General features: G+C 51.0%; 17 protein-coding genes. All 17 read right to left on the bottom strand.

Annotated features, from left to right (window positions below; genetic code table 11):
* Positions 1 to 25: 25 nt before the first annotated feature.
* The 17 genes from DWX59_RS25345 to DWX59_RS25260 all read right to left on the bottom strand — a co-directional run bounded on the left by DWX59_RS25345 (position 26) and on the right by DWX59_RS25260 (position 19,466).
* Positions 26 to 1,402, bottom strand: a complete 1,377-nt coding sequence (locus DWX59_RS25345; protein ID WP_117562895.1) for an FAD-dependent oxidoreductase — start codon at positions 1,400 to 1,402, stop codon at positions 26 to 28.
* Positions 1,403 to 1,579: 177 nt separating this feature from the next.
* The gene (locus DWX59_RS25340; RefSeq protein WP_117562891.1) at positions 1,580 to 3,151 is read right to left on the bottom strand and encodes a hypothetical protein; all 1,572 of its coding nucleotides are present in this window, start codon (positions 3,149 to 3,151) and stop codon (positions 1,580 to 1,582) included.
* A gap of 58 nt (positions 3,152 to 3,209) precedes the next feature.
* Positions 3,210 to 4,115 (bottom strand): cell wall anchor protein, encoded by a 906-nt coding sequence (locus DWX59_RS25335; RefSeq protein ID WP_227115685.1) that lies wholly within the window; start codon positions 4,113 to 4,115, stop codon positions 3,210 to 3,212.
* 14 nt (positions 4,116 to 4,129) lie between these two features.
* Complete coding sequence (locus DWX59_RS25330; RefSeq protein WP_227115686.1) at positions 4,130 to 4,480, bottom strand: hypothetical protein; 351 nt, start codon at positions 4,478 to 4,480, stop codon at positions 4,130 to 4,132.
* A complete protein-coding gene (locus tag DWX59_RS25325; RefSeq protein ID WP_117562886.1) occupies positions 4,477 to 5,538 on the bottom strand; it encodes a hypothetical protein in 1,062 nt (353 codons plus the stop codon). Before DWX59_RS25325 ends, DWX59_RS25330 begins: the two co-directional genes overlap by 4 nt.
* Before the next feature lie 162 nt (positions 5,539 to 5,700).
* The gene (locus DWX59_RS25320; RefSeq protein ID WP_117562883.1) at positions 5,701 to 6,483 is read right to left on the bottom strand and encodes a nucleoside phosphorylase; all 783 of its coding nucleotides are present in this window, start codon (positions 6,481 to 6,483) and stop codon (positions 5,701 to 5,703) included.
* Position 6,484: 1 nt separating this feature from the next.
* The gene (locus DWX59_RS25315; RefSeq protein ID WP_117562880.1) at positions 6,485 to 7,087 is read right to left on the bottom strand and encodes a TetR/AcrR family transcriptional regulator; all 603 of its coding nucleotides are present in this window, start codon (positions 7,085 to 7,087) and stop codon (positions 6,485 to 6,487) included.
* Between the two features lie 357 nt (positions 7,088 to 7,444).
* Positions 7,445 to 8,725: an O-acetylhomoserine aminocarboxypropyltransferase/cysteine synthase family protein gene (locus DWX59_RS25305; RefSeq protein WP_117562874.1), complete on the bottom strand. Its 1,281-nt coding sequence runs from the start codon at positions 8,723 to 8,725 to the stop codon at positions 7,445 to 7,447.
* 20 nt (positions 8,726 to 8,745) lie between these two features.
* Positions 8,746 to 9,849, bottom strand: coding sequence for a DUF362 domain-containing protein (locus DWX59_RS25300; RefSeq protein ID WP_117562958.1), 1,104 nt, complete (start codon positions 9,847 to 9,849; stop codon positions 8,746 to 8,748).
* A 59-nt stretch (positions 9,850 to 9,908) separates the two neighbouring features.
* Positions 9,909 to 10,565: an SdpI family protein gene (locus DWX59_RS25295; RefSeq protein WP_117562871.1), complete on the bottom strand. Its 657-nt coding sequence runs from the start codon at positions 10,563 to 10,565 to the stop codon at positions 9,909 to 9,911.
* Entirely contained in the window at positions 10,549 to 10,833 is a 285-nt protein-coding gene (locus DWX59_RS25290) for an autorepressor SdpR family transcription factor (RefSeq protein ID WP_117562869.1), read from the bottom strand. Before DWX59_RS25290 ends, DWX59_RS25295 begins: the two co-directional genes overlap by 17 nt.
* A 350-nt stretch (positions 10,834 to 11,183) precedes the next feature.
* Positions 11,184 to 12,596, bottom strand: a complete 1,413-nt coding sequence (locus DWX59_RS25285) for a hypothetical protein (RefSeq protein ID WP_117562866.1) — start codon at positions 12,594 to 12,596, stop codon at positions 11,184 to 11,186.
* Positions 12,597 to 12,622: 26 nt separating this feature from the next.
* Positions 12,623 to 14,038: a M24 family metallopeptidase gene (locus DWX59_RS25280; protein WP_117562864.1), complete on the bottom strand. Its 1,416-nt coding sequence runs from the start codon at positions 14,036 to 14,038 to the stop codon at positions 12,623 to 12,625.
* A gap of 11 nt (positions 14,039 to 14,049) precedes the next feature.
* Positions 14,050 to 15,501: a M81 family metallopeptidase gene (locus tag DWX59_RS25275; protein ID WP_166460306.1), complete on the bottom strand. Its 1,452-nt coding sequence runs from the start codon at positions 15,499 to 15,501 to the stop codon at positions 14,050 to 14,052.
* 20 nt (positions 15,502 to 15,521) lie between these two features.
* Entirely contained in the window at positions 15,522 to 16,661 is a 1,140-nt protein-coding gene (locus DWX59_RS25270; RefSeq protein ID WP_117562859.1) for a sugar ABC transporter permease, read from the bottom strand.
* Between the two features lies 1 nt (position 16,662).
* Positions 16,663 to 18,195 carry a sugar ABC transporter ATP-binding protein gene (locus DWX59_RS25265; protein WP_147325861.1) on the bottom strand — a complete coding sequence of 511 codons (1,533 nt, stop codon included), beginning with the start codon at positions 18,193 to 18,195 and terminating at the stop codon, positions 16,663 to 16,665.
* 158 nt (positions 18,196 to 18,353) lie between these two features.
* Positions 18,354 to 19,466 carry a substrate-binding domain-containing protein gene (locus DWX59_RS25260; protein WP_117562854.1) on the bottom strand — a complete coding sequence of 371 codons (1,113 nt, stop codon included), beginning with the start codon at positions 19,464 to 19,466 and terminating at the stop codon, positions 18,354 to 18,356.
* Positions 19,467 to 19,539: the final 73 nt, after the last annotated feature.

The following is a 19,539-nucleotide window of genomic DNA, read 5'->3' as shown; positions in this document are numbered from 1 at the left end:
AGTAATCTCCTTATAATGAAATGGTTTATATTGCAAATAGATCGTTAAAAGCCTCGCTCATGGTGGGGTGTGTATAGATGGTATCCCGCAGCACGGTGTAGGGCAGCTTTGCATCCATGGCCAGTTTAATCATATTGATAAGTTCGTAGGACTCTTCACAGAACAGATGGGCTCCCAGAATCAATCCTGTCTCCTCGTCAATCACTGCCTTTAAAAGTCCAACCGGCTGCTCCAGGACCTGGGCCTTTGGGATGGATGCCGCCGTCAGTTTTGCCACCTTAACTTTGTATCCTGCTTCCAGGGCCTCCTTCTCACCCATACCCACTCTTGAAAATGGAGGATTCAGGAACACACTGTAGGGCACAGCCCCCCTCTTCTTTAAATCGTAGCTTCCATCTCCCAGGACGCTGGATTTTACAATCCTAAAATCATCCAGGGAAATGTATGTAAACTGAAGCCCGCCCCTCACATCGCCCATTGCGTATATATGAGGCGCCGTGGTCCTAAGCGAATCATCGGTAATGATGCCGCCCCTGGCATTGACCTCAACGCCTGCGGCTTTGAGATTCAGGTCCTTTGTGTTTGGCCTTCGCCCGGTGGCCACCAGCACTGCGTCCGCTTGAAGCTCCAACGGACCCTCCTTGCCCTCCAGGTCCACAATTGCCTTGCCTTGGCCCTGGCGCACAGCCTTTGTCTTAACCCCGGTCAGGACCCGGACGCCTCTTGCCTCCAGTGACTTTTTCACTTCCCCTGCAATCTCAGCGTCCTCCCTTGGCAGGAAAACATCCCCATCCTGAAGTATGGTCACTTCTGAGCCAAAACTTGCATAAATGGAAGAAAATTCTACCCCGATATATCCGCCTCCGATGATAACCAGCTTTTCAGGCAGTTCCCTGCGGTTTAAAAGCCCTTCACTTGTATAAACATACGGGTTATCCTTCAGGCCTTCAATGGGCGGTACAAAGGCACTGGAACCGGTATTAATGAAGATTAGCTCTCCCTCCACCCGAAACCGTTCCTCCCCATTTACCACCTCCACTACATGAGGTGAAACAAAGCTGGCTGTGCCGTCCATGACCGTTATATTAGGGCTGCTGTCCAGCTTATCATAATTCTTTTTCCTTAGCCTGGCTGTCAGTGCATCCTTCTGAGCCATGGCTTCCCTATAAGCATCTGCCTTATGGTTCTGTTCCCCTCCCTTTGCAAAAGCAAGGCCGGCACGATATACTAGTGATTTGGTAGGAATACATCCCACATTAATGCAAGTGCCGCCGTACATCATGGAAGAACGCTCAATCAGGGCAACCTTTTTGCCTGCCGCCCCAAGGGCTCCTGCCATTGTCTTGCCGCCTTTACCAAAGCCTATTATAACCGCGTCATATTGATTCATCTTCTCTATCATCATTTTTCTCCTTTGTTGTGTAATCACATTTGTTACAGTTCTTACTGTAACTATACATGATACAGTTATCTTTGTCAAGCATATTATAAAAATAATCCGGGCAACTGGGCAGATAACAAAAAGCCCGGAGGATATCCCCAGGCTTTTCTTTTATACCGGTAATACATCTTCATGCCATTACAGTCCGTCTATCTGGACCGGAACCAGGAATTCCTGTTCCCAGTCATACATCACTCCGTTTATCTCCAGCTCCACGGCGGATCCACATTCGCTGCAGCTTATCTCATACCCCTTAAGCCCTGCGTTTCCCGAATTGTTCCCATTTGCGCCGGACTCATCATAAACTGGCCTTGCCGTTATGGGGTATGGGTAGGATGCAGGGTTTTCTACCGCCTTATGCATGATAAGCGCCGTGAACTTCCTGGAAGGATCCCTCATCCTGACCTCTGTCCCCACGAACACAAAAGGCCCTGTCCCATCCTCTCCCCAGGCATCCTTTTGGATTGGCTCCCCTGATTGCCTGGCGCTGGTGAATTTTACCGTGCACTCTTCCAGTTCAATCACAGTATCCAGGTCCGCGGGCCCGTCCCTTACGGGAACCAACAGCTTCACCGGCTCCCCGGTATGGACCATACCTACAGAATCAAACCCCAGCCATATGCGGCCGCCCTTTGCGGACGGCGCCAGGTCATAGGAGATTGTCTGTCCCTGGATTCCCTCAGGCAGTCCGCTTAAGTAATCCCAGGAAACATTGGCGCTGTGCCCTCTGTCCCTCAGCCGTCCATATCCTTCCAGGTCCCCCTTCCTATAGCTGAGTCCTGAAAGAACCGGATACATGATATACCCCTGTTCCGGGTATGTATAATAGGTTATATCCAGGCCCGTGTCCGTCCATTGTCCTTTTGCCATGATTCCCATCCCTTCATGAAATACAATCCCAGGTATGTCTTCCGCCGCCGGATATTCCCCGGCCTTCACGAACGTAACGGAAAATGCCTGCTCAAATCCCGGTACGTGAAGTTCATATGTGCCCTGAGGAGACAAGGAATCAAGGGCCTGGTTTTCCGTGAAATACTCCAGGTAAATTGTTAAGCATCCCTTGGTTTCATAAGTCCCATATTCAATGGAACTGGCGCGTCTGGCTGCCGTGACCCTTCCGCCCGGTATTCCGGTGCCTTCAATATAATCTGCCATGGATTCCCCTGTCTGCCTCCCGGCCCCAGACCCCAGGCCGGCCCGGTCCAGGAAATCACTGCTTTGGCAAACCCAGTTCCCATCATCCGGTATGACCGTGGCTGAATAATCCTCCACCTTCACACGGTAATACCATTTCCCATCCTGATAGGTCACGGATTCAAGCCATGCTTTGGCTCCTTCTGACTCTATGGGCTGCTGCCCCGGATCCATATAATAAACAGGAGGCGACCCGGGCGCGCAGATACCATGTCCCTCCACAAACTGGACTCCGCTTACAGGTCCGGCATGGTCTGCTGCGGACTCCGCGCCCGAAACCGGGCTTTCCTGAGGCGCGGTCCCGGCCGCCTGTACGTGGGAATCCGCTGTCTGGACAATACCTGTATCCATCCCTTGGACGCAGCCGCTTAAAAGTACCGCCCACAGTAAGATCCCGGCCGCGGAAATCATCCTCCGTCCGTCCTTACTGCCTCCCCTATGCACGGAATATGCGTTTCCCCATCTAAACATACCATTGAACCCGTTTTCAAATCTGTATCCAATCTCCCGTCCCATGAGCTCCTTCCTTTCCCACAGCCTTATTTACAACCTTATTTCATTGTCCTTTTATCTGTCATTCAGGATTTTTCCTTCCCTTTCTGACCGACATACCGTAAATCAACGCGCCCGTCACCACAATAACAAACACAATCAGCCCTCCCACAATTACAGGTAACGCCATCTTATCCTGCCCTGTTTTGGGAAGCCCGTCCAGGTCAGACCGGCTCATGGCCGGAACCAGCTCCGGCTTTTTTATCTCCATTGCCTTGGGATGTTCCTCACCGGGGCTGCTGATATTGACCCAGAAATCCTTATATCCGTAATAATATACAGAATGTCCCCAAAGATTTTTGTCCTCATCCTCATATGTCTTATCAAACTCCATCTTCCCTTCCAGGGAATCCACTTTGCCGTACAGTTCCCCGGATCCAGGATATTCCCACAGATAAATCACGCCATTATCCGGCATGGACACCTGGGGCATATCCGTTCCTCCTGTTTCTTTTATCCCGGCTTTATGTTCCTCGGCAAAGCTCTGTCCATCATAAACCACCACAAGGCTGTCCATGTCAATCCAGCCCACCGTGGCGTCATCATCCCAGCTGTAGTCCTCCACAGGCCGGTTGTCCCGGTCCATCTTATACTGGACCAGACCCCAGGTATCCGTGATGCCCTTATCATAAGACATGGATACATAGAATATTTCCCCATTGGGAATGAAATCCAGCACTTCCCGGGCCCCGGGCTCCTTCACCACAGACACATATCCCTTGGGGCCATTGGCATAATACCGGCGTCCCACATAATCACAGTCATCATAATTTTTTTCATAAAATGAATCCTCCGGCGTCCAGATTACATCCGCCCGTGCGGTTTTGGCAGACATCCCGCACAGGCAAGCCGCCAGAATGGCCGCGCTTATGGCTGTTTTCCCAAAACATACGGCCCACTGCATTCTTTTCCCTCTTTTTCCTTTCATATCAATGCACCTCCTTATATCAACAGGGCCAGCACGGTTCCCATCATAAAGGAAAACAGGTTTGCCCCGGCTGAAAACAGCCATGGATGTCTGATGCCGCGCCCGGCTGCCCCATAACACAGGCCTTCCGCCGCAGCCGCGGCCATCTCCAGGAATACAGTAACCAGAATCCGGTTCCAGCCCACAAAAATCATGTTCATATAATATAAATACACCACCGCCGGATTGGTCAGGACATTCACAAGTACAACCAGCGTCATATCCCACCTGTTCCTGACTCCCCACATCCAGCCAAATGTTTCCTCCAGAACAATGGTAAGCCCCAGGGACACTGCCAGGGTCCCAATTACCCAAATTCCCATCATTCCCTCACCTGCCTTATCCCCCATGTCAAAAGCAGCATGGACAGGATGGCCATCACAGCCATGCCGGCCGGGGAAGCAGCCGCCCTGGCAGCTCCTCCTGTATATATCCCGGCTCCCGCCAGATATACAGGGCAGAACCCCACAAACAGCCCAAAGGTCAGAAGGCCGAAGCCAAACCCCTTTGCTCCAGGAAATAATCCGGAAACCGCCCACAAGGTAAGGGGCATGGACATGTTCCAGCAGAAAACCCCAAGGATTCCCGTCAAAGGGTACATCTGGCAGAGAAACCCGGCCGCGGCCGCGCACATGGAACGCTGCGCCGCCTGTTCCACTCCCATGCAGTCTGCCAGGACCCCGCCCGCCATTTTCCCCAGGACCACTGCACAGACCAGGAACCAGGCGCTTCCGGCCAGTTCCTCCTTCCATGGGAAGTCCTGTACCATTCCGGAATAGGAACGCAGTATGACAGTTCCCAAAAAGCATAGGACCGCCATCCGCTGAGAAAAGGACAGGTTCCCATAGGTAACCGGTGCATTGCCCGACCTCCTCCATATCCCCTTCCGTTCAGCCATGACGCAGATAGCTGCGGCAGACACAGCCATTGCCAATGCCAGGGCAGTGCCCACCCGCATGGTTCCTTCTGTTATCCTGTTTCCATATCTTCCAATGCTGCTTCCCAATACAATCCCCAATGCCCCCGGAGCCACGAACATGCCCAGCAATGCTGCCCTGTTCCCGCTGCGGTTCATCACATCAATACCGCCTCCCACATGGAAACATGCATTCCCGATACCTGCAATGACAGAAGCCATGGCCGGCATCCCGGCCATGGCCAGGACCAGGCCGCAGAGCACGCCCCCGCAGCCGCCTGCAGCAACAAGGCTGTTCCGGTCCAGCCGGTCAGCCCCCGCGCCAATTGGCATCTGCAAGGCAAATGCACAGAAATTGTAGGCCAGCAGCCAGATATACCAGTGTTCCCCTCCCACCACAAATGCGTACACCAGGAAGGCACAGGACAGATCCACTGCCATATGTATCAGCCCATAGATTCCGGTCATGATTCCCCTCCGTTTTCTTAGGGTGCATTTGAAAACTGCTTTCCGCCAGCCGGCGGAAATGACGTTACAGACACACCCGTGCTTACCTTCATTCTACCACGGCCGGGAACCGGATACCTTACGTTTTTCCTAATATTTCCCTACAGGTTATGCCCAGGCGCCCTACAGCCTCAAAGCAGCCTCAAGGGCCAGGGTCATGTACTTATCCGCGTTCCCAAATCCATAATCCGTCAGATCCCGGGGCTGCCATACATCGTTGTCCAGGCTGTCGGCACCATAGAAAAACTGCGCAAACCCCACCCCCCTGAAACGGGCTGCTGCCAGAAGTGCGGAATACTCCATATCAGTACCGATGCAGCCCGCGTCCCGGCGTTCCCTGACAAGATCCAACGTCTCCCTGTATATGGCGTCATTGGTCCACATCTTTCCTGTCACAAAGGGGCAGCCGCATCTTGTCAGGCAGTCCTTTAACAGGGAGGTGGTCTCTTCATCCGCTTCAATTTCCGCACTTGGAGGAAGATAGTGGTAGCTGGTCCCCTCATCCCTGACAGCTCCGGTTGGGACAATCAGCCTATTTCCCACCGCCTCCTCATTCAGGATGCCGCAGGAGCCAAAAAACACGAATTTCCTGGCGCCCATTGCAATTACCTCCTCCAGTCCGCAAACACTGGCAGGCGCACCGACCAGTGAAAGATAAAGGCCAAACTCCCTGCCTCCATATGTTATCTTATACACCGGATTGACTCCATTGGCAGTATATAATCCCGCTATGACCTCTGTCTGTTCCATTGCCGCAAAACGCTGGATTATCTTTGCGGAAAATGTAGACACACAGGTCTGCGGAAAACCGGGAACCGGCTTTAATACATCCCATGGATTGATCAATGCGCGGGAACCGCCCAATCCATCCGGCTGTGTGCTGTTTCTGTTAAATACGGTCTTCATCTTATGCGCCCTCCTCTTTTTCCTCTGCCTTAAGAAGCATTTTCTTAATCTGTCCTGTGATTCTCCGGGTAATTGCCCTGTCAACCGGCATCAGTCTGCTGTACATCCTTACCCCCTGGTAGGAAAAGACAATCACATCATAAACAGCCTCCGGTTCCACCGGACGGAATTCCCCTGTGCCAATTCCATATTCAATCAACTCCACCCACATCTTTTTAGAAGCAAGATACTGCTGGAAAATGGAATGGCTGCATCCCGCCGACAAAGGATTGCTGAAAAACTCATAGATGGCAAGGCTCAGGGAACTGCTGCTGTCCATCATCTCTTCCTCATACCGGCAAAGGACCTCCTCCAATATCCCTGCAGCAGGCGCCTTGGCCTTTATCTTCCCGGCAAATTCATCCTTCTGACCTGCCTGAAGATATGTGATGATTTCCTGAAAAATCTGTCCCGTGCTTTCATAGTGGCGGTACAGGCCGCCTCTGCTGAGACCGGTTTCCATGCAGATATCCTGCATTGTGACATCCTTATACCCCTTTTCTGCAAACAGTCCATAGGCTGCCCGGCATATAAGCTGTTTTGTTTTCTCTCCCTTGATACCCATCCGTTTCTCCCATATATAATATATGCTCCGTTTATTTGCGACGTTTGTGTCTCTTTTATTATGCGACATTAGTGTCGCATTGTCAAGCATTTATTTACCAGTTAAGGCATTCCGATGTATCTTATTTCCGGCAGAAAGCATTCTGATACATCCGTATTTCCGGCAGAAAGCATTCTGTTGCATCCGTATTTCCAGCTCAAAAACATAAGCTGGCGCGCAGTTGGTTTTATGCAAAAAAATTCCAGCCGTACGGTAATCACCACTACCGGTACAGCTGGAATTAAATATGCTTTTATATCTTTTCCATACGTTTTAAACAGCCCTTAGCCAAAGCACAAGGCATATTCCAGGCCCACCTTAATCCTCCAGGGCCTGCCTGATATCCTCAATGATATCCGCCGCATCCTCAATCCCGCAGCTAAAGCGTATCATGGACGGGTCCACTCCTGCTTCCACCAGCTGTTCATCGTTCAGCTGCCTGTGGGTATGGCTGGCAGGGTGAAGGACCGCTGTCCTGGAATCAGCCACATGTGTCTCAATGGAACACATTTTCAGCTTATCCATAAACTCAGCCGCAGCCTTACGGCCGCCCTTTAAACCAAAGGATATGACGCCGCAGGTTCCGTCAGGCATATACTTCTTTGCCAGTTCATAATACCTGTCTCCTGGAAGTCCGGGGTAATTCACCCAGGCCACATCCTCCCTGGCCTGAAGGTACCGGGCCACCTTCAGGGCATTCCCACAGTGTTTTGGCATCCTCAGATGAAGGGTCTCCAGGCCCACATTAATGAGGAACGCGTTCTGCGGGGACTGGATGGAACCTAAATCGCGCATCAGCTGGGCCGTTGCTTTCATGATGTAGGCCATCCTGCCGAACTGCTTTGTATATACAACGCCGTGGTAGGAATCATCCGGTTCCGTCAGCCCTTTATATTTATCATGCTGGGCTTCCCAGTCAAAATTACCGCTGTCCACGATACAGCCGCCCACCGTCATGGCATGGCCGTCCATGTATTTGGTGGTGCTGTGGATCACGATATCAGCCCCCCACTCAATGGGACGGCAGTTGATTGGCGTTGCAAAGGTATTGTCCACCACCAGGGGAACGCCGTGGCTGTGGGCCAGACGGGCAAATTTCTCAATGTCCAGCACGGTCAGGGCAGGATTGGCGATTGTCTCGGCAAATACCACCTTTGTATTGGGACGGAATGCCTTTTTCAATTCCTCTTCATCCGCATCCGGGTTCACCAGTGTACACTCCACTCCCATCTTGGGAAATGTTACCGTAAATAGATTGCTGGTGCCTCCATATATAGTGGATGAACTTACAATATGGTCCCCTGCCTGGCATATGTTCAGGATGGCATAAAAGGATGCCGCCTGCCCCGAGGAGGTAAGCATGGCGCCTGCCCCGCCCTCAAGCTCACAGATTTTGGCCGCAACCGCATCATTGGTGGGGTTGGCAAGCCGGGTATAAAAATAGCCGTTCTCCTCCAGGTCAAACAGACGTCCCATCTGTTCGCTGGTTGTGTACTTGAACGTGGTGCTTTGATAAATAGGCAGCTGTCTTGGCCCGCCGTTTTCCGGCTGCCAGCCTCCCTGGATACAGATTGTGTCTAATGAACGTTTCCTGCTCATGCCCTTTCGTCCTCCTTAAGTTAAATCGTGATCAGATTGTATTCCTTGCTGCCCAGCCCCAGTTTCACGGCATGGTCGATGCAGCTCTTCCAGTTGGTATCCGGATGGGTATCCGTAAAATGGTCGTGATGACAATGCTCCTTCTCAGAAAGCAGGCTTCCAGGCAGCACGGGCTGACGGTTCACCGCGTCCGCACAGGCCACATCCAGGGCAACCGGGTCAAAGGAAGCAAACATTCCCACATTTGGCACAATGGGGGCGTCATTTTCCGCATGGCAGTCACAATAGGGCGACACATCCACAACCAGGCTTACATGGAAGTTTGGTCTGTCCTTAAGCACAGCCAGGCTGTACTCCGCTATCTTGCAGTTCAGTATGTCGTTGGCCTCATCGCCAAGGGTATCCACGGCGTCCACCGGACATGCGCCGATACAGCGTCCGCAGCCCACACACTTTTTCACATCAATGGACGCCTTGCGGTCCGTGATGGTAATGGCACCGTGGGCGCAGTTTTTCTGGCAGGAGCCGCAGCCCACACACATATCCGTATGTACATATGGCTTTCCGGCATTGTGCATTTCCATCTTTCCTGCGCGGGAACCGCAGCCCATTCCCAGGTTCTTTAAGGCGCCTCCAAAACCAGTTGCCTCATGTCCCTTAAAATGGCTCAGGGAAATCACAATATCCGCATCCATGATGGCACGTCCGATTTTGGCTTCCTTTACATATTCCCCGTCAATGGGGACCAGCACGTCATCGGTTCCCTTAAGCCCGTCCGCAATGATCATGTGGCAGCCCGTGGTAAAAGGATTATACCCGTTCTCATATGCGGCGTCCAGATGGTCCAGGGCATTCTTCCTGCGGCCCACATACAGGGTGTTGCAGTCCGTCAGGAACACCCTGCCGTTCTGCGCCTTAATCAGGTCCACCAGGACCTTGGAATAGTTAGGCCGCAGGTAAGCCAGGTTGCCTGGCTCGCCAAAATGGATCTTTATGGCCGTATACTTGTTGTTGAAATCAATATCCATCATACCGGCCTTCTTAACCAGTCTCTCCAGCTTCTGCAGGAGATTTTCCTGTAACGTGGTTCTCATATTGGTGTAATATACATTTGAAACTGCCATGATATCCTCCTTTGGAATCGTTATTTTGTTATTATACTTCAAAGATTCCATATATTCAATCATGAACCGCTGTTTTTCTTTCTGTATATCATATAAGAATAAACCGAAGGAATCAGGACCATTGCCAGGAATATGGTGAAATACAGATCAGACAAGTGGAAAAATCCCAGGATCATCATCAGGATTCCCCCAGCTGTCCACACATAACCGGCCAGCCTGTGGGTCCTGTTCCAGTTGTCCTCATCTGCCAGCGTCCAGGGCAGCTTAATGCCCATGGAATAGTTCTGCCGGCATTTGGGCAGGTAATTCCCAATGGCCACAAAAAGGAAGGCAATCGGTACGCTGATAACCGTTCCCACATTGAATGATATGCCCACTCCGGACAGGATGATGATGACCTGCACCAGTACTGCAAGGACCACCACAAACCAGCGTGTTATCTGCTTCAGCTCCTTGGAGCGGCTGATATTCTCCCTTTTGGGGTCAATCCTGTGGATGACATTGACCAGTACCGCCATGAAGAACATGAAGGAAGGAATGCCGAAGGCGGCCATGTTCCGGCTGGAATATCCGTTCACCATATTGTCCGCTCCCCAGTGGGTAGGCACCTGGTCCGGCAGCCTGCTGTAAAAGCTTAATGATATGAGGAACGGCACAACGGCCAGTGTCCAGTATAAAATGTCCCAGAATGTCAGTTTCTTATTTGTCTTCTTCATGATTGTCAGCCTCCATTAATGTCTGTATCCAGGAAAGTACTTCCTGAAACACAGTGGTATTCAGTTCATAATAGATATATTTGCCTGATTTGCGGTCTTCTATCAGTCCGGCCTGCCTGAGTATGGTCAGGTGATGGGAAACCGTTGCGCCGCTTGTGTCAAAATGTTCGCCAATCTGCCCCGCTGTCATGCTCCCCTGCTTGAGCAGGGAAAGGATTTCGCGGCGTGTGGGGTCAGAAAGGGCTTTAAACGTGTCGCCAAAGGACATGGGCAGTCCTCCTTCCGTATGTATGTGGTATGCATGACACACACAGTCCTCCTTCCGTATGTACGTGGTCTGCGTGGTACGGCATGCATTGTACGGTCTGCATGGTATCCATTTCCTGAAATACCTGCAGGCCTTCATTTAGATATTTATATAAACATCTAAATGTATTCTAGCAAATTACTGCGTCCGTGTCAATAAAGAACCTATATTTTCCATATATTAGAAAAAAGGATTGTCTCAGATATCAATCATCCGAAACAATCCTTCCGTTTACCATGTTCATTTATCAGTCCCGCGGCAGCCATTCGCCATACTTATGCATCTCTTCTTTGCCTCATACGTGGCAGGTCTTATCCGCAGGCCAATACAGTGCCCAGGTCAGCCATATATGGGAAACATACGCAGCTTAAATCTGAAAGGGGAAGCACCTCCTCGGGAAGCTGTATCCCAAGTTCCCGGATGATAAAATCCCTTCTTTTCTGAATCCGTTCCCAACAGCCCGGGGACAGGGCAGCCACTTCCTTCCTGAGTCCCTCCCCTGCCACTATGAGACCATCCTCCACATGGGCGCTCATGAATGGGTCGTGGCATGTAACCGTATAATCACACTGGAATGCCATACCGGATGCCACCTTAACCTGTCCTCCTTTGACAAAAGGCGAGTTGGTCCATTCATCCGTGTGGGTCAGATGCCCGGGATTAAGCGTACATCCAAACTTCCCAAGGCCTAATTCCCGGTCTACCATCTCATAGATATCCCCGCAGGATGTGCCTATCCTCATCATCTCATGCCAGGACGCCACATTGTCAAAATAGGGCACCAGGAACCCATCTATATATCCGGACTTTTCCGCCGGCAGGTCATTTCTGTCCCTGAGATACATTCCACATTTATGCACCAGGCTTCCCCTGAGCCCATAACCCACTCCGATTGGCATCCCGTATTCAAGCTGCTCCCACTCTGTTGGACTGTTCAGTCCAAGGGCCACATTCTTTTCCCCAAAATTAATATTGGGATGCATATTGGCCGGACTTCCGTCAAACTGGCAGAAGCGGGAAGCCTCCAGTTCCCTCATCCCCGGCTTCAGATTCCTGAGACAGTTCAGCACGCCTCTGGATATCCTGGTTCCTGCCACTTCAAAAATCACGATTTCCTTAGCCGAAACACAGTGTTTCAGGCCATACTGGCAGTCCGCCATCAGAAGTGTGGCATTCTCCAGACATTCCCTTGGCACTACCTGGCAAAGGGTCTCAATCATATAATGGGGCACATCGGTAATCAATCCGCCTACCGTATGTCTGGACGGCCCATATGCCTTAAAACCGATTACCCCAATCTTGCCGCCTTCATAAACCACCCTTCTCTCCAATATCTCCTTCAGGCGCGGGCTCCTGTCATCTGGCTGCCCCATGAGGCTGAAGGTCTGGAAGAATTCAACATCAATCTCCACCGGCACCTTTTTCACATACCCGATGCCCTCGTTCCCCACTAAAATGCCGGGGCGTCCATGGCGCGGCAGGATCAGCAGGGTTTCCTCCCACCTGGCATCATACCCCGTAAAATAATCCACATTGGAAAAATGTTCCCTGTCCCCATATATCACGATTGTGTCATACCCCTCTGCCTGGGGCATTTCCCAGAGCCTGGCCATCCTGCCCTCATAGTCTTCTTTTCCAAGAACAGGTATCTCCTCCGGATGAACCGGCACCGGATTGGTCCACAGCTCCGGCTCTACTTTTTTTTCAATTATAGTATGTCTCATATTTATCTCCTGACTTATTCTTGATTTTAAGGCATTGTACTCTGCCTGCCGGCTATTTTGAAGGCACAGCCCCTGTTTAACAGGTAAGGCCTCATATAACCTGCAATATCCGACATGGGAAGGACCTCTGGTTCCAGCGTGATTCCCAATTCCTCCTTCATGAACCTGCGTCTTCTCTCAAACCGTTTCCATGTCTCCGGGTAGTCTGACTGGATTTTCTTTCTCAGTGTTTCATCTGCCAGCACAATCCCATCCTCAGCCCCGGCTCCCCCATACCCCGCCTTTCCTGGGATGATATCCATCTGCAGCATCATACCGCTCTTAAGCGTTATATCTGACCCGGAATATATGGGGGAGGACATCCACTCCTCATCCGCGGTCAGGTGTCCCGGATTCAGGGTCCAGGAAAATTCTGCCTTCGGGAGCACCTGCTCAACCAGTTCATACATTTCCCCTCCGGTGATTCCGATTCTTACGGTTCCATACCAGGACGCGGCTGCCCTGTAATATGGTTTAGCCAGTACCTCCACATAATCCTTTACAGCATCCTCCATATCCTCCTCTCCCGCAGCCACATAAGCTGCCCTGGATGACAGGCCTCCCCGCAGCCCCATGGTCAGTGAGAACTTATGGCCAACCCGTATCTTCTTATTTCTTGGAAATACCACAGCCCCGCCAAACCGTTCCCCGGCCGCACAGATTGTGGTGACACTGACAGGCTGTCCAAGGCTGCACATATGTCCGGCCACCTCCATCTCGGTCATGCCGGGAGCCAGCCTGTCCATTGCCCGGTACACACAGTCTGATGCAAGGGCTGAACCGAATTCATAATGTGCCACCTCGTTGGCGTTCACCATGGTCCTGGCCCCATGTCCCGGGTGGATGAACAGATGGGATGCTGCCTTTATGGCTCCATGACCCGCCGCCTTCTTAATCCCATCCATAATAAAACAAGGGACATCAAACAGCTGGCTGTTATCCTCCAACTGGCTGGTAAACATTTTCCAGCCAGCCACCCCCACGGTCATCCCTGGTTCGATTCCGGCCTCTGCAAAAAGTCCGGCCATATCTTTGTCATTCCCCATGGGCTGGTTGGGCAGGGAAAAATAGGCCACATGGACCAGACCTGCCCGGAGGGCGCTGTGCGCGCACATCTTCCTGTTTTCATTGCCAACCATGAGCGCTGCCTGCCCATCCTGCCTGAGGACCAGGACTGCTTCCTCAAACCTGGGCTCAAATCCTGTCAGGTATGCGAAGTTCCCTCCATGCTCCCTGTCCCCATAAACCGCCAGTGCATCCATTGCCCCCGCTTTCATCCTGGAACGTATCTTTTGGAGCCGTTCGTTCCAGGTATCCGCTGTCAGGTCTACCGGAACCAGTCCCACACTGGTTTCAGGCGGGGTCACTGCCCCGTATGTTACTTCAACGTATTTAGAATCCATCCGCACCTCCTTTATCCTGCCACTTCAGGCGTGATGTGCAGCGGGTAGACAGGCGGTATTATTTTGTGGTATTCCATGTTCTCAATAATCTGATGGGTTGCTCCCGGCGTAAGGGCCAGAATCGCCAGTTTTGCCAGTTTCCGCAGTTCCGCAAACAGATACCCCTGCTTTACCACGACTACCTGGTATTCATCCAGGTCAAGCCCGGCGCCCTCCGTAAAATGCCCCACGGAAATAAAGGAACCCGGACGGTCAATAATCACAAAGTCCACATTTTCCGTGGAAATGGTTACCGCATTTCCCACCGCGTCATGTTCACAGCCCATATATCCAAACAGCCTGCCGATTTTCTTAATGGTGCCTGTGACCTCCACTGCTTTTGTGTTTTCATCATAGCCATGTCCCACTGATAAGGTAATCCTGTCCCCCTCCTTGTGTTCCAGGCACTTTGCCACGGCGTTTTCATCCCATATGGACGTCACCAGGACCTTCCTTCCATTAAAATCCCTAAGTTTTAAGAATTCCCTGAGCAGGATGGTATGGTCACCTACGGCGCCGCCTGTTGTATTATCACCGGAATCAGATATGTACACAGGGCTTTCCGGATACTGGACAGAGAATTTCACACCCTCATGGGGGTCCATCGGAACCTGTTCGAATTCAAACAGCTCCCTGTATCCGTACACGTAATCTGCCAATTCCCTTGCTATCCTTGCACATGCCTCAGTATAACGTTCCTCAGATGGGGTGACTACAATATTAGAGGCCATTGATTCACAGTCGCACCAAACCATGCCAATGCCAAGTGTTGCAACCGACACCTCTTCCATCTTTTCAATTTCCCACAACTTATCATAAATCTCGCACAGGGGCCAGGTTGCAGCCGTGGCCTTTTCCGGATGGATGGCATAGGGCATCCTTACGTACTGGGGAACGGTCTTTTTGTGATGCCTGATGCAGTCCACCATATGCCGTGCAACTGTTTTCTCAGTCACATCCTGGTCCGTATGGGGAACCGTGCGGTAATTGCGGATTACATTGACCAGGGATGCCAGCTTGGGATGATTGTTGGCATGGGCGTCCAGGGCCAGGCCGATTATCACATCCTTTCCCAGAAGACTGCGTATCCTTTTCACAAGGTCATATTCACCGGATCCCAGCCCTTCCACTTCCAGGCTGCCATGCAGATGAAGCATGACTCCGTCCACATCCTTGTCCTGGCTTAAAAGTTCTAAGATCCTGGCTGAATAAAAGTCATATGCCTCCCTGGAACAGATTCCGTTTGGCAGCGTATTTACATACACCAGAGGCACGATCTGAGCCCCTTCCTCCTCAAACACCTCTGTGGCAAACATCCTGTCTATCACATTCTGCCCTTCTTCATATACAAAATCATCCTTATGTACCATTTGAGGATTAAAGGAATTGGCTTCGTGATAGAACATACCCTCTGCAATCTTCATAATCATCTACCTCTTTTACATTATTTTTTTAATTTAAACTTAAATTTAGCTTTGTTGGTATATAAATCCAGACATACTGCAAACAGAAGGATAATGCCCTTAATGACCATCTGCAGGTAAGAGGAAATATTCATAAGGCTCATTACATTATCTATGGCTGTCAGGATAAGTACGCCGCTGATACATCCCATGATGCTTCCTGCACCGCCGCTCATGCTGACACCGCCTATACAGGCCGCTGCTACCGCATCCAGTTCCAGAAGGTTTCCTCCTGTGGATGCAGCGCCTCCAAGCCGGGCCGTCAGTACGATCCCTCCGATTCCATACATCAGTCCCTCATATAAATAAGATTTGAATACAATATTCTCTATATTGATACCTGCCAGCCTGGAGGCTTCCTTATTGCCGCCGATAAGGAATATTTTCCTTCCGAAGGTGGTTTTTGTGGTTATGATATAGGACATGAATGCAATCAGGCCTGCGATGACCGCTGCCATGGGAATCCCCTTATATCCGTAAAACACCCAGATGGCTACCGCTGCCACCATTGCGCCAAGCAGCAGGTTCTCCACCAGATGTCCTTTCGTGCCGTACCATTTGCCCATCCTGCGGTAATTTCGCAGATTGATAAATGCAAATGCCGCAAAAATCAAAATCACGGCCGCGACCGAAATGGCCGGGGGGATGAAGTTCTCGCTGATTGCCGTAAACTGCTTTGGCATGGGTCCTATGGTGGCGCAGTCAGTCAGGACATAACCTGTCCCGCGGAATATCTGCTGCGCTGCCAGGGTTACAATAAAAGCCGGAAGGCCTATCCTGCCAATAAAGAAACCGTTGACAGCGCCCATCATGATACCCACCATAATGGTGACCACAATGGCCGGGAAAATGGGCCAGCCGCATTTGACCACAAGGAGGGCGCAGGTAACGCCGGACAGATACACACCTGCGCCGCCGCTTAAGTCAATGTTGGTCTCAATAAGCAGAAGCATCAGGCTTGAGGTAAGTATCATAAGTACAGAGGCCTGTTTTAACAGCATGGTCAGGTTACACTGTGAGAAAAACGCCTGGTTTGTCAGCCGGTTGAACAGATAAAGCATCAGCACCACTGCCACACAGGTCCCCGCCCGCTTCAATATATGTTTTTTTGTCTTATCCATCTTACTCCTCCTTGTTTCCTACCGTGGCCTCCCACAGTATCTGGTCCTTATCCGCCTTTTTGCCGTCCGTTATATTGACCACCCGTCCATGGCGCATGGTCAGTATGCGGTCCGATATCCCCATAACCTCCGACAGGTCGGAAGAAATAAACAAAATTGACTTTCCCTTTCTTGCAAGTTCATCCATGATATGATAAATCTGCGTCTTGGCCTCCACATCAATGCCCTGGGTTGCCTCGTCCAGAATCAGGATTTCCGATTCCGCGGCAATCCATCTTCCCAGCACGCATTTCTGTGCATTTCCCCCGCTCATGTTGCGGATCAGTGTTTCTGATGAAGGGGTTTTAATGGAAAGCCTGTCAATGACATCACGAATCACATCCCTTTCCCTGTCCTTATCCAGAAAACCATAATGGGCCAGATGTTCCAGGGAAGACATGGTGATATTACGCCCCACGCTGGCTATGTCCACCACCCCCTGTTTTTTTCTGTCCTCGGGCAGATAGCCTATTTTGTAACGGTTGGCCTTTCCGGGCGATGTTATGTACACTGTTTTTCCTTTGATTTCCTGCTCACATGTGACTTCCCCGTTAAATCCCCCGATAATGGCAAGCGCTGTCTCACTTCTGCCAGCCCCCACCAGACCGTACAGTGAAAGGATCTCTCCCTTTCTCAAATCAAAAGAAACATGGTCCACAATCTTCTTATCCGGCACCTTCTGGTCCATGATGGTCACATTCTTTACGGACAGCACTACCTCCCCCGGCGTCCTGTGATGGGCTGGGTAGACTTCATCTACCTTGCGTCCCACCATAAGGGATACAATCCTTTTTTCATCCATATCCACATTCTCTGCCGTCCCCACGATATGGCCGTCCCTCATGACTGTTATGATGTCGGATATCTCCTTTACCTCCTCCAGTCTGTGGGAAATATAGATACAGGCAATCCCCCTGTTTCTCAGCTCCTTAATTTTTCCAAAGAGGATTTTACATTCCTTGTCAGACAGCGTGGCCGTAGGCTCATCCAACAAAAGTACCTTCACATCGTTGTACATGGCCCTTGCAATGACAAGAAGCTGCTTCTGGGCAATCCCGATTTCTTTTACCTTTGTCTGGGGTTCCAGGCCCAGTCCAAAATCATCAATAATCTTCTGGGATTCCCCGTACATTTTGTGATAGTCAATAAAACCCCCATGTACCGGATATTTATTCATAAAGAGATTTTCCGCCACACTCAGCTCTTCCAGCATGTTAAGGTCCTGGGGAATCATGACGATTCCTTTATTCTGGGCATCCAGTATGGTCTTAAACTCACAGTTTTCCCCGCCAAGTTCAATTGTGCCGGTAAATGTATGATAGGGATATACGCCCGCCAGCATTTTCATAAGGGTCGATTTCCCGGCCCCGTTGCCTCCCACGATGGAATGCACCTCGCCGCCGAACAGTTCCAGGTCGGCTTCCGATACTGCTTTCACTCCTGGGAATTCTTTTGTCAGGCTATGTATCTTAAGTATTGGTTCTCGTTTTTCCATGTCCCTTACGCTCCTTTTGTAATACGGGCCCTTCAGCGGAATGGACTCCCTGTCAGGAAGTCCATCCACTTATCCAGCCGCATTTCCATGCCTGCTGCTACTGCCTGCTGTTACTGCCCGCTGTTACCACCCGATAAACCGCGTTTCCATGCCTGCTGTTACTGTCCGCCCTCAATCTGCTCCATTGTTATCCATCCTTCCGGTGCGATCTGTGTTGCCCATTCCTCAATATTGTCTTTTGTCACGCCTACGATAGGAACATATTTTTTCGGGACCTTGTAATCACCATTATCAATCATCTCATCATAATCCACTTCCCCACCCTTAACCAGGGCTATGGCTGCCTTCGCGGCCTCGGATGCGCATACATCAATCTCTGTCCAGATGTCCACCCCTATATACCCCTTATTGACTGCCTGCATAGCTGCCACCTCACAGTCCATGCCGGTAAGGAATACCTGTCCGGCCAGACCGGCTGATTCCAGCGCCGGCAGGATTCCAAGCGTCAGCACGTCCGCCGTACATACAATTGCCTGGATATCATCGTTGTTGGCGGAAAGTGCATTCTCTGCATATTTAAGGGCTTTTTCTGCGCTGTATCCCTCACAGTACTGTTCCAGGACCACTTCCACGTCCGGATAGGAAGCAAGGACCTCGTCATATCCCTTCTTCATGCCAAGAACAACGCTGGAGGTGGGTTCGCCGTGGATAATGGCAATCTTTCCTTTGCCGCCAATGGCCTCCATGGCTGCTTTCATCTGAATGCGGCCAGCTTCCACGTTATCCCGGTCCAGATATGCATCCAACGGCGCATTCTCAACAAAATTGTCATAGCAGACAACCGGAATCCCTTCTTCCTTTACCTTCTCCACAGTTGCAGACATATTAGAAGAAACAGCAATCAGTATCAGTGCGTCGATTCCCTGGGTAATCAGGTTATCCACCTGGTTCTCCTGCTTTGTCTGGTCATAATTGGCCCACTGTACCAATGCCTTGCCTCCGGCCGCCTCAATGGTCTCTACCATGAATTTCTCATCATAGTGCCATCTGGCGCCATTTTCATTGGCAAAGGCAATTCCAATGGTGAACCCTTCCTCTTTTCCGCTGGCCTCCTTGGCCGCCTCAGTGGCCTGTGATGCTGCTTCTGTGGCCTGGGTGCCTGCTTCGCCGGCCGGCGAAGCAGCTGTGGTGCCGGATGTTCCCCCTGAGGAACAGGCGGTCAGGGATACTACCATGGAAACGGTTAATAATAGGGCTGTTAATTTCTTCATACTTTTTCCTCCTGGTTTTTTTATTTAATTTATTACTCCATTGGTGTAATAAATGTTTTTGATTGAAAGCATA

The organism is Enterocloster aldenensis (genome assembly GCF_003434055.1).
Taxonomy (GTDB): Bacteria; Bacillota; Clostridia; order Lachnospirales; family Lachnospiraceae; genus Enterocloster; species Enterocloster aldenensis.
This window is presented reverse-complemented; position numbering and strand designations above follow the sequence as displayed.

Bases quoted from the DNA above. Each gene is read 5' to 3' on its own strand.
- DWX59_RS25335 (WP_227115685.1), bottom strand. From the start codon at position 4,115: ATGAAAGGAAAAAGAGGGAAAAGAATGCAGTGGGCCGTATGTTTTGGG.
- DWX59_RS25275 (WP_166460306.1), bottom strand. From the start codon at position 15,501: ATGAAGATTGCAGAGGGTATGTTCTATCACGAAGCCAATTCCTTTAAT.
- DWX59_RS25265 (WP_147325861.1), bottom strand. From the start codon at position 18,195: ATGGAAAAACGAGAACCAATACTTAAGATACATAGCCTGACAAAAGAA.
- DWX59_RS25300 (WP_117562958.1), bottom strand. From the start codon at position 9,849: ATGGCAGTTTCAAATGTATATTACACCAATATGAGAACCACGTTACAG.
- DWX59_RS25340 (WP_117562891.1), bottom strand. From the start codon at position 3,151: ATGGGACGGGAGATTGGATACAGATTTGAAAACGGGTTCAATGGTATG.
- DWX59_RS25280 (WP_117562864.1), bottom strand. From the start codon at position 14,038: ATGGATTCTAAATACGTTGAAGTAACATACGGGGCAGTGACCCCGCCT.
- DWX59_RS25325 (WP_117562886.1), bottom strand. From the start codon at position 5,538: ATGACCGGAATCTATGGGCTGATACATATGGCAGTGGATCTGTCCTGT.
- DWX59_RS25315 (WP_117562880.1), bottom strand. From the start codon at position 7,087: ATGGGTATCAAGGGAGAGAAAACAAAACAGCTTATATGCCGGGCAGCC.
- DWX59_RS25345 (WP_117562895.1), bottom strand. From the start codon at position 1,402: ATGATAGAGAAGATGAATCAATATGACGCGGTTATAATAGGCTTTGGT.
- DWX59_RS25260 (WP_117562854.1), bottom strand. From the start codon at position 19,466: ATGAAGAAATTAACAGCCCTATTATTAACCGTTTCCATGGTAGTATCC.
- DWX59_RS25330 (WP_227115686.1), bottom strand. From the start codon at position 4,480: ATGATGGGAATTTGGGTAATTGGGACCCTGGCAGTGTCCCTGGGGCTT.
- DWX59_RS25295 (WP_117562871.1), bottom strand. From the start codon at position 10,565: ATGAAGAAGACAAATAAGAAACTGACATTCTGGGACATTTTATACTGG.
- DWX59_RS25285 (WP_117562866.1), bottom strand. From the start codon at position 12,596: ATGAGACATACTATAATTGAAAAAAAAGTAGAGCCGGAGCTGTGGACC.
- DWX59_RS25290 (WP_117562869.1), bottom strand. From the start codon at position 10,833: ATGTCCTTTGGCGACACGTTTAAAGCCCTTTCTGACCCCACACGCCGC.
- DWX59_RS25270 (WP_117562859.1), bottom strand. From the start codon at position 16,661: ATGGATAAGACAAAAAAACATATATTGAAGCGGGCGGGGACCTGTGTG.
- DWX59_RS25305 (WP_117562874.1), bottom strand. From the start codon at position 8,725: ATGAGCAGGAAACGTTCATTAGACACAATCTGTATCCAGGGAGGCTGG.
- DWX59_RS25320 (WP_117562883.1), bottom strand. From the start codon at position 6,483: ATGAAGACCGTATTTAACAGAAACAGCACACAGCCGGATGGATTGGGC.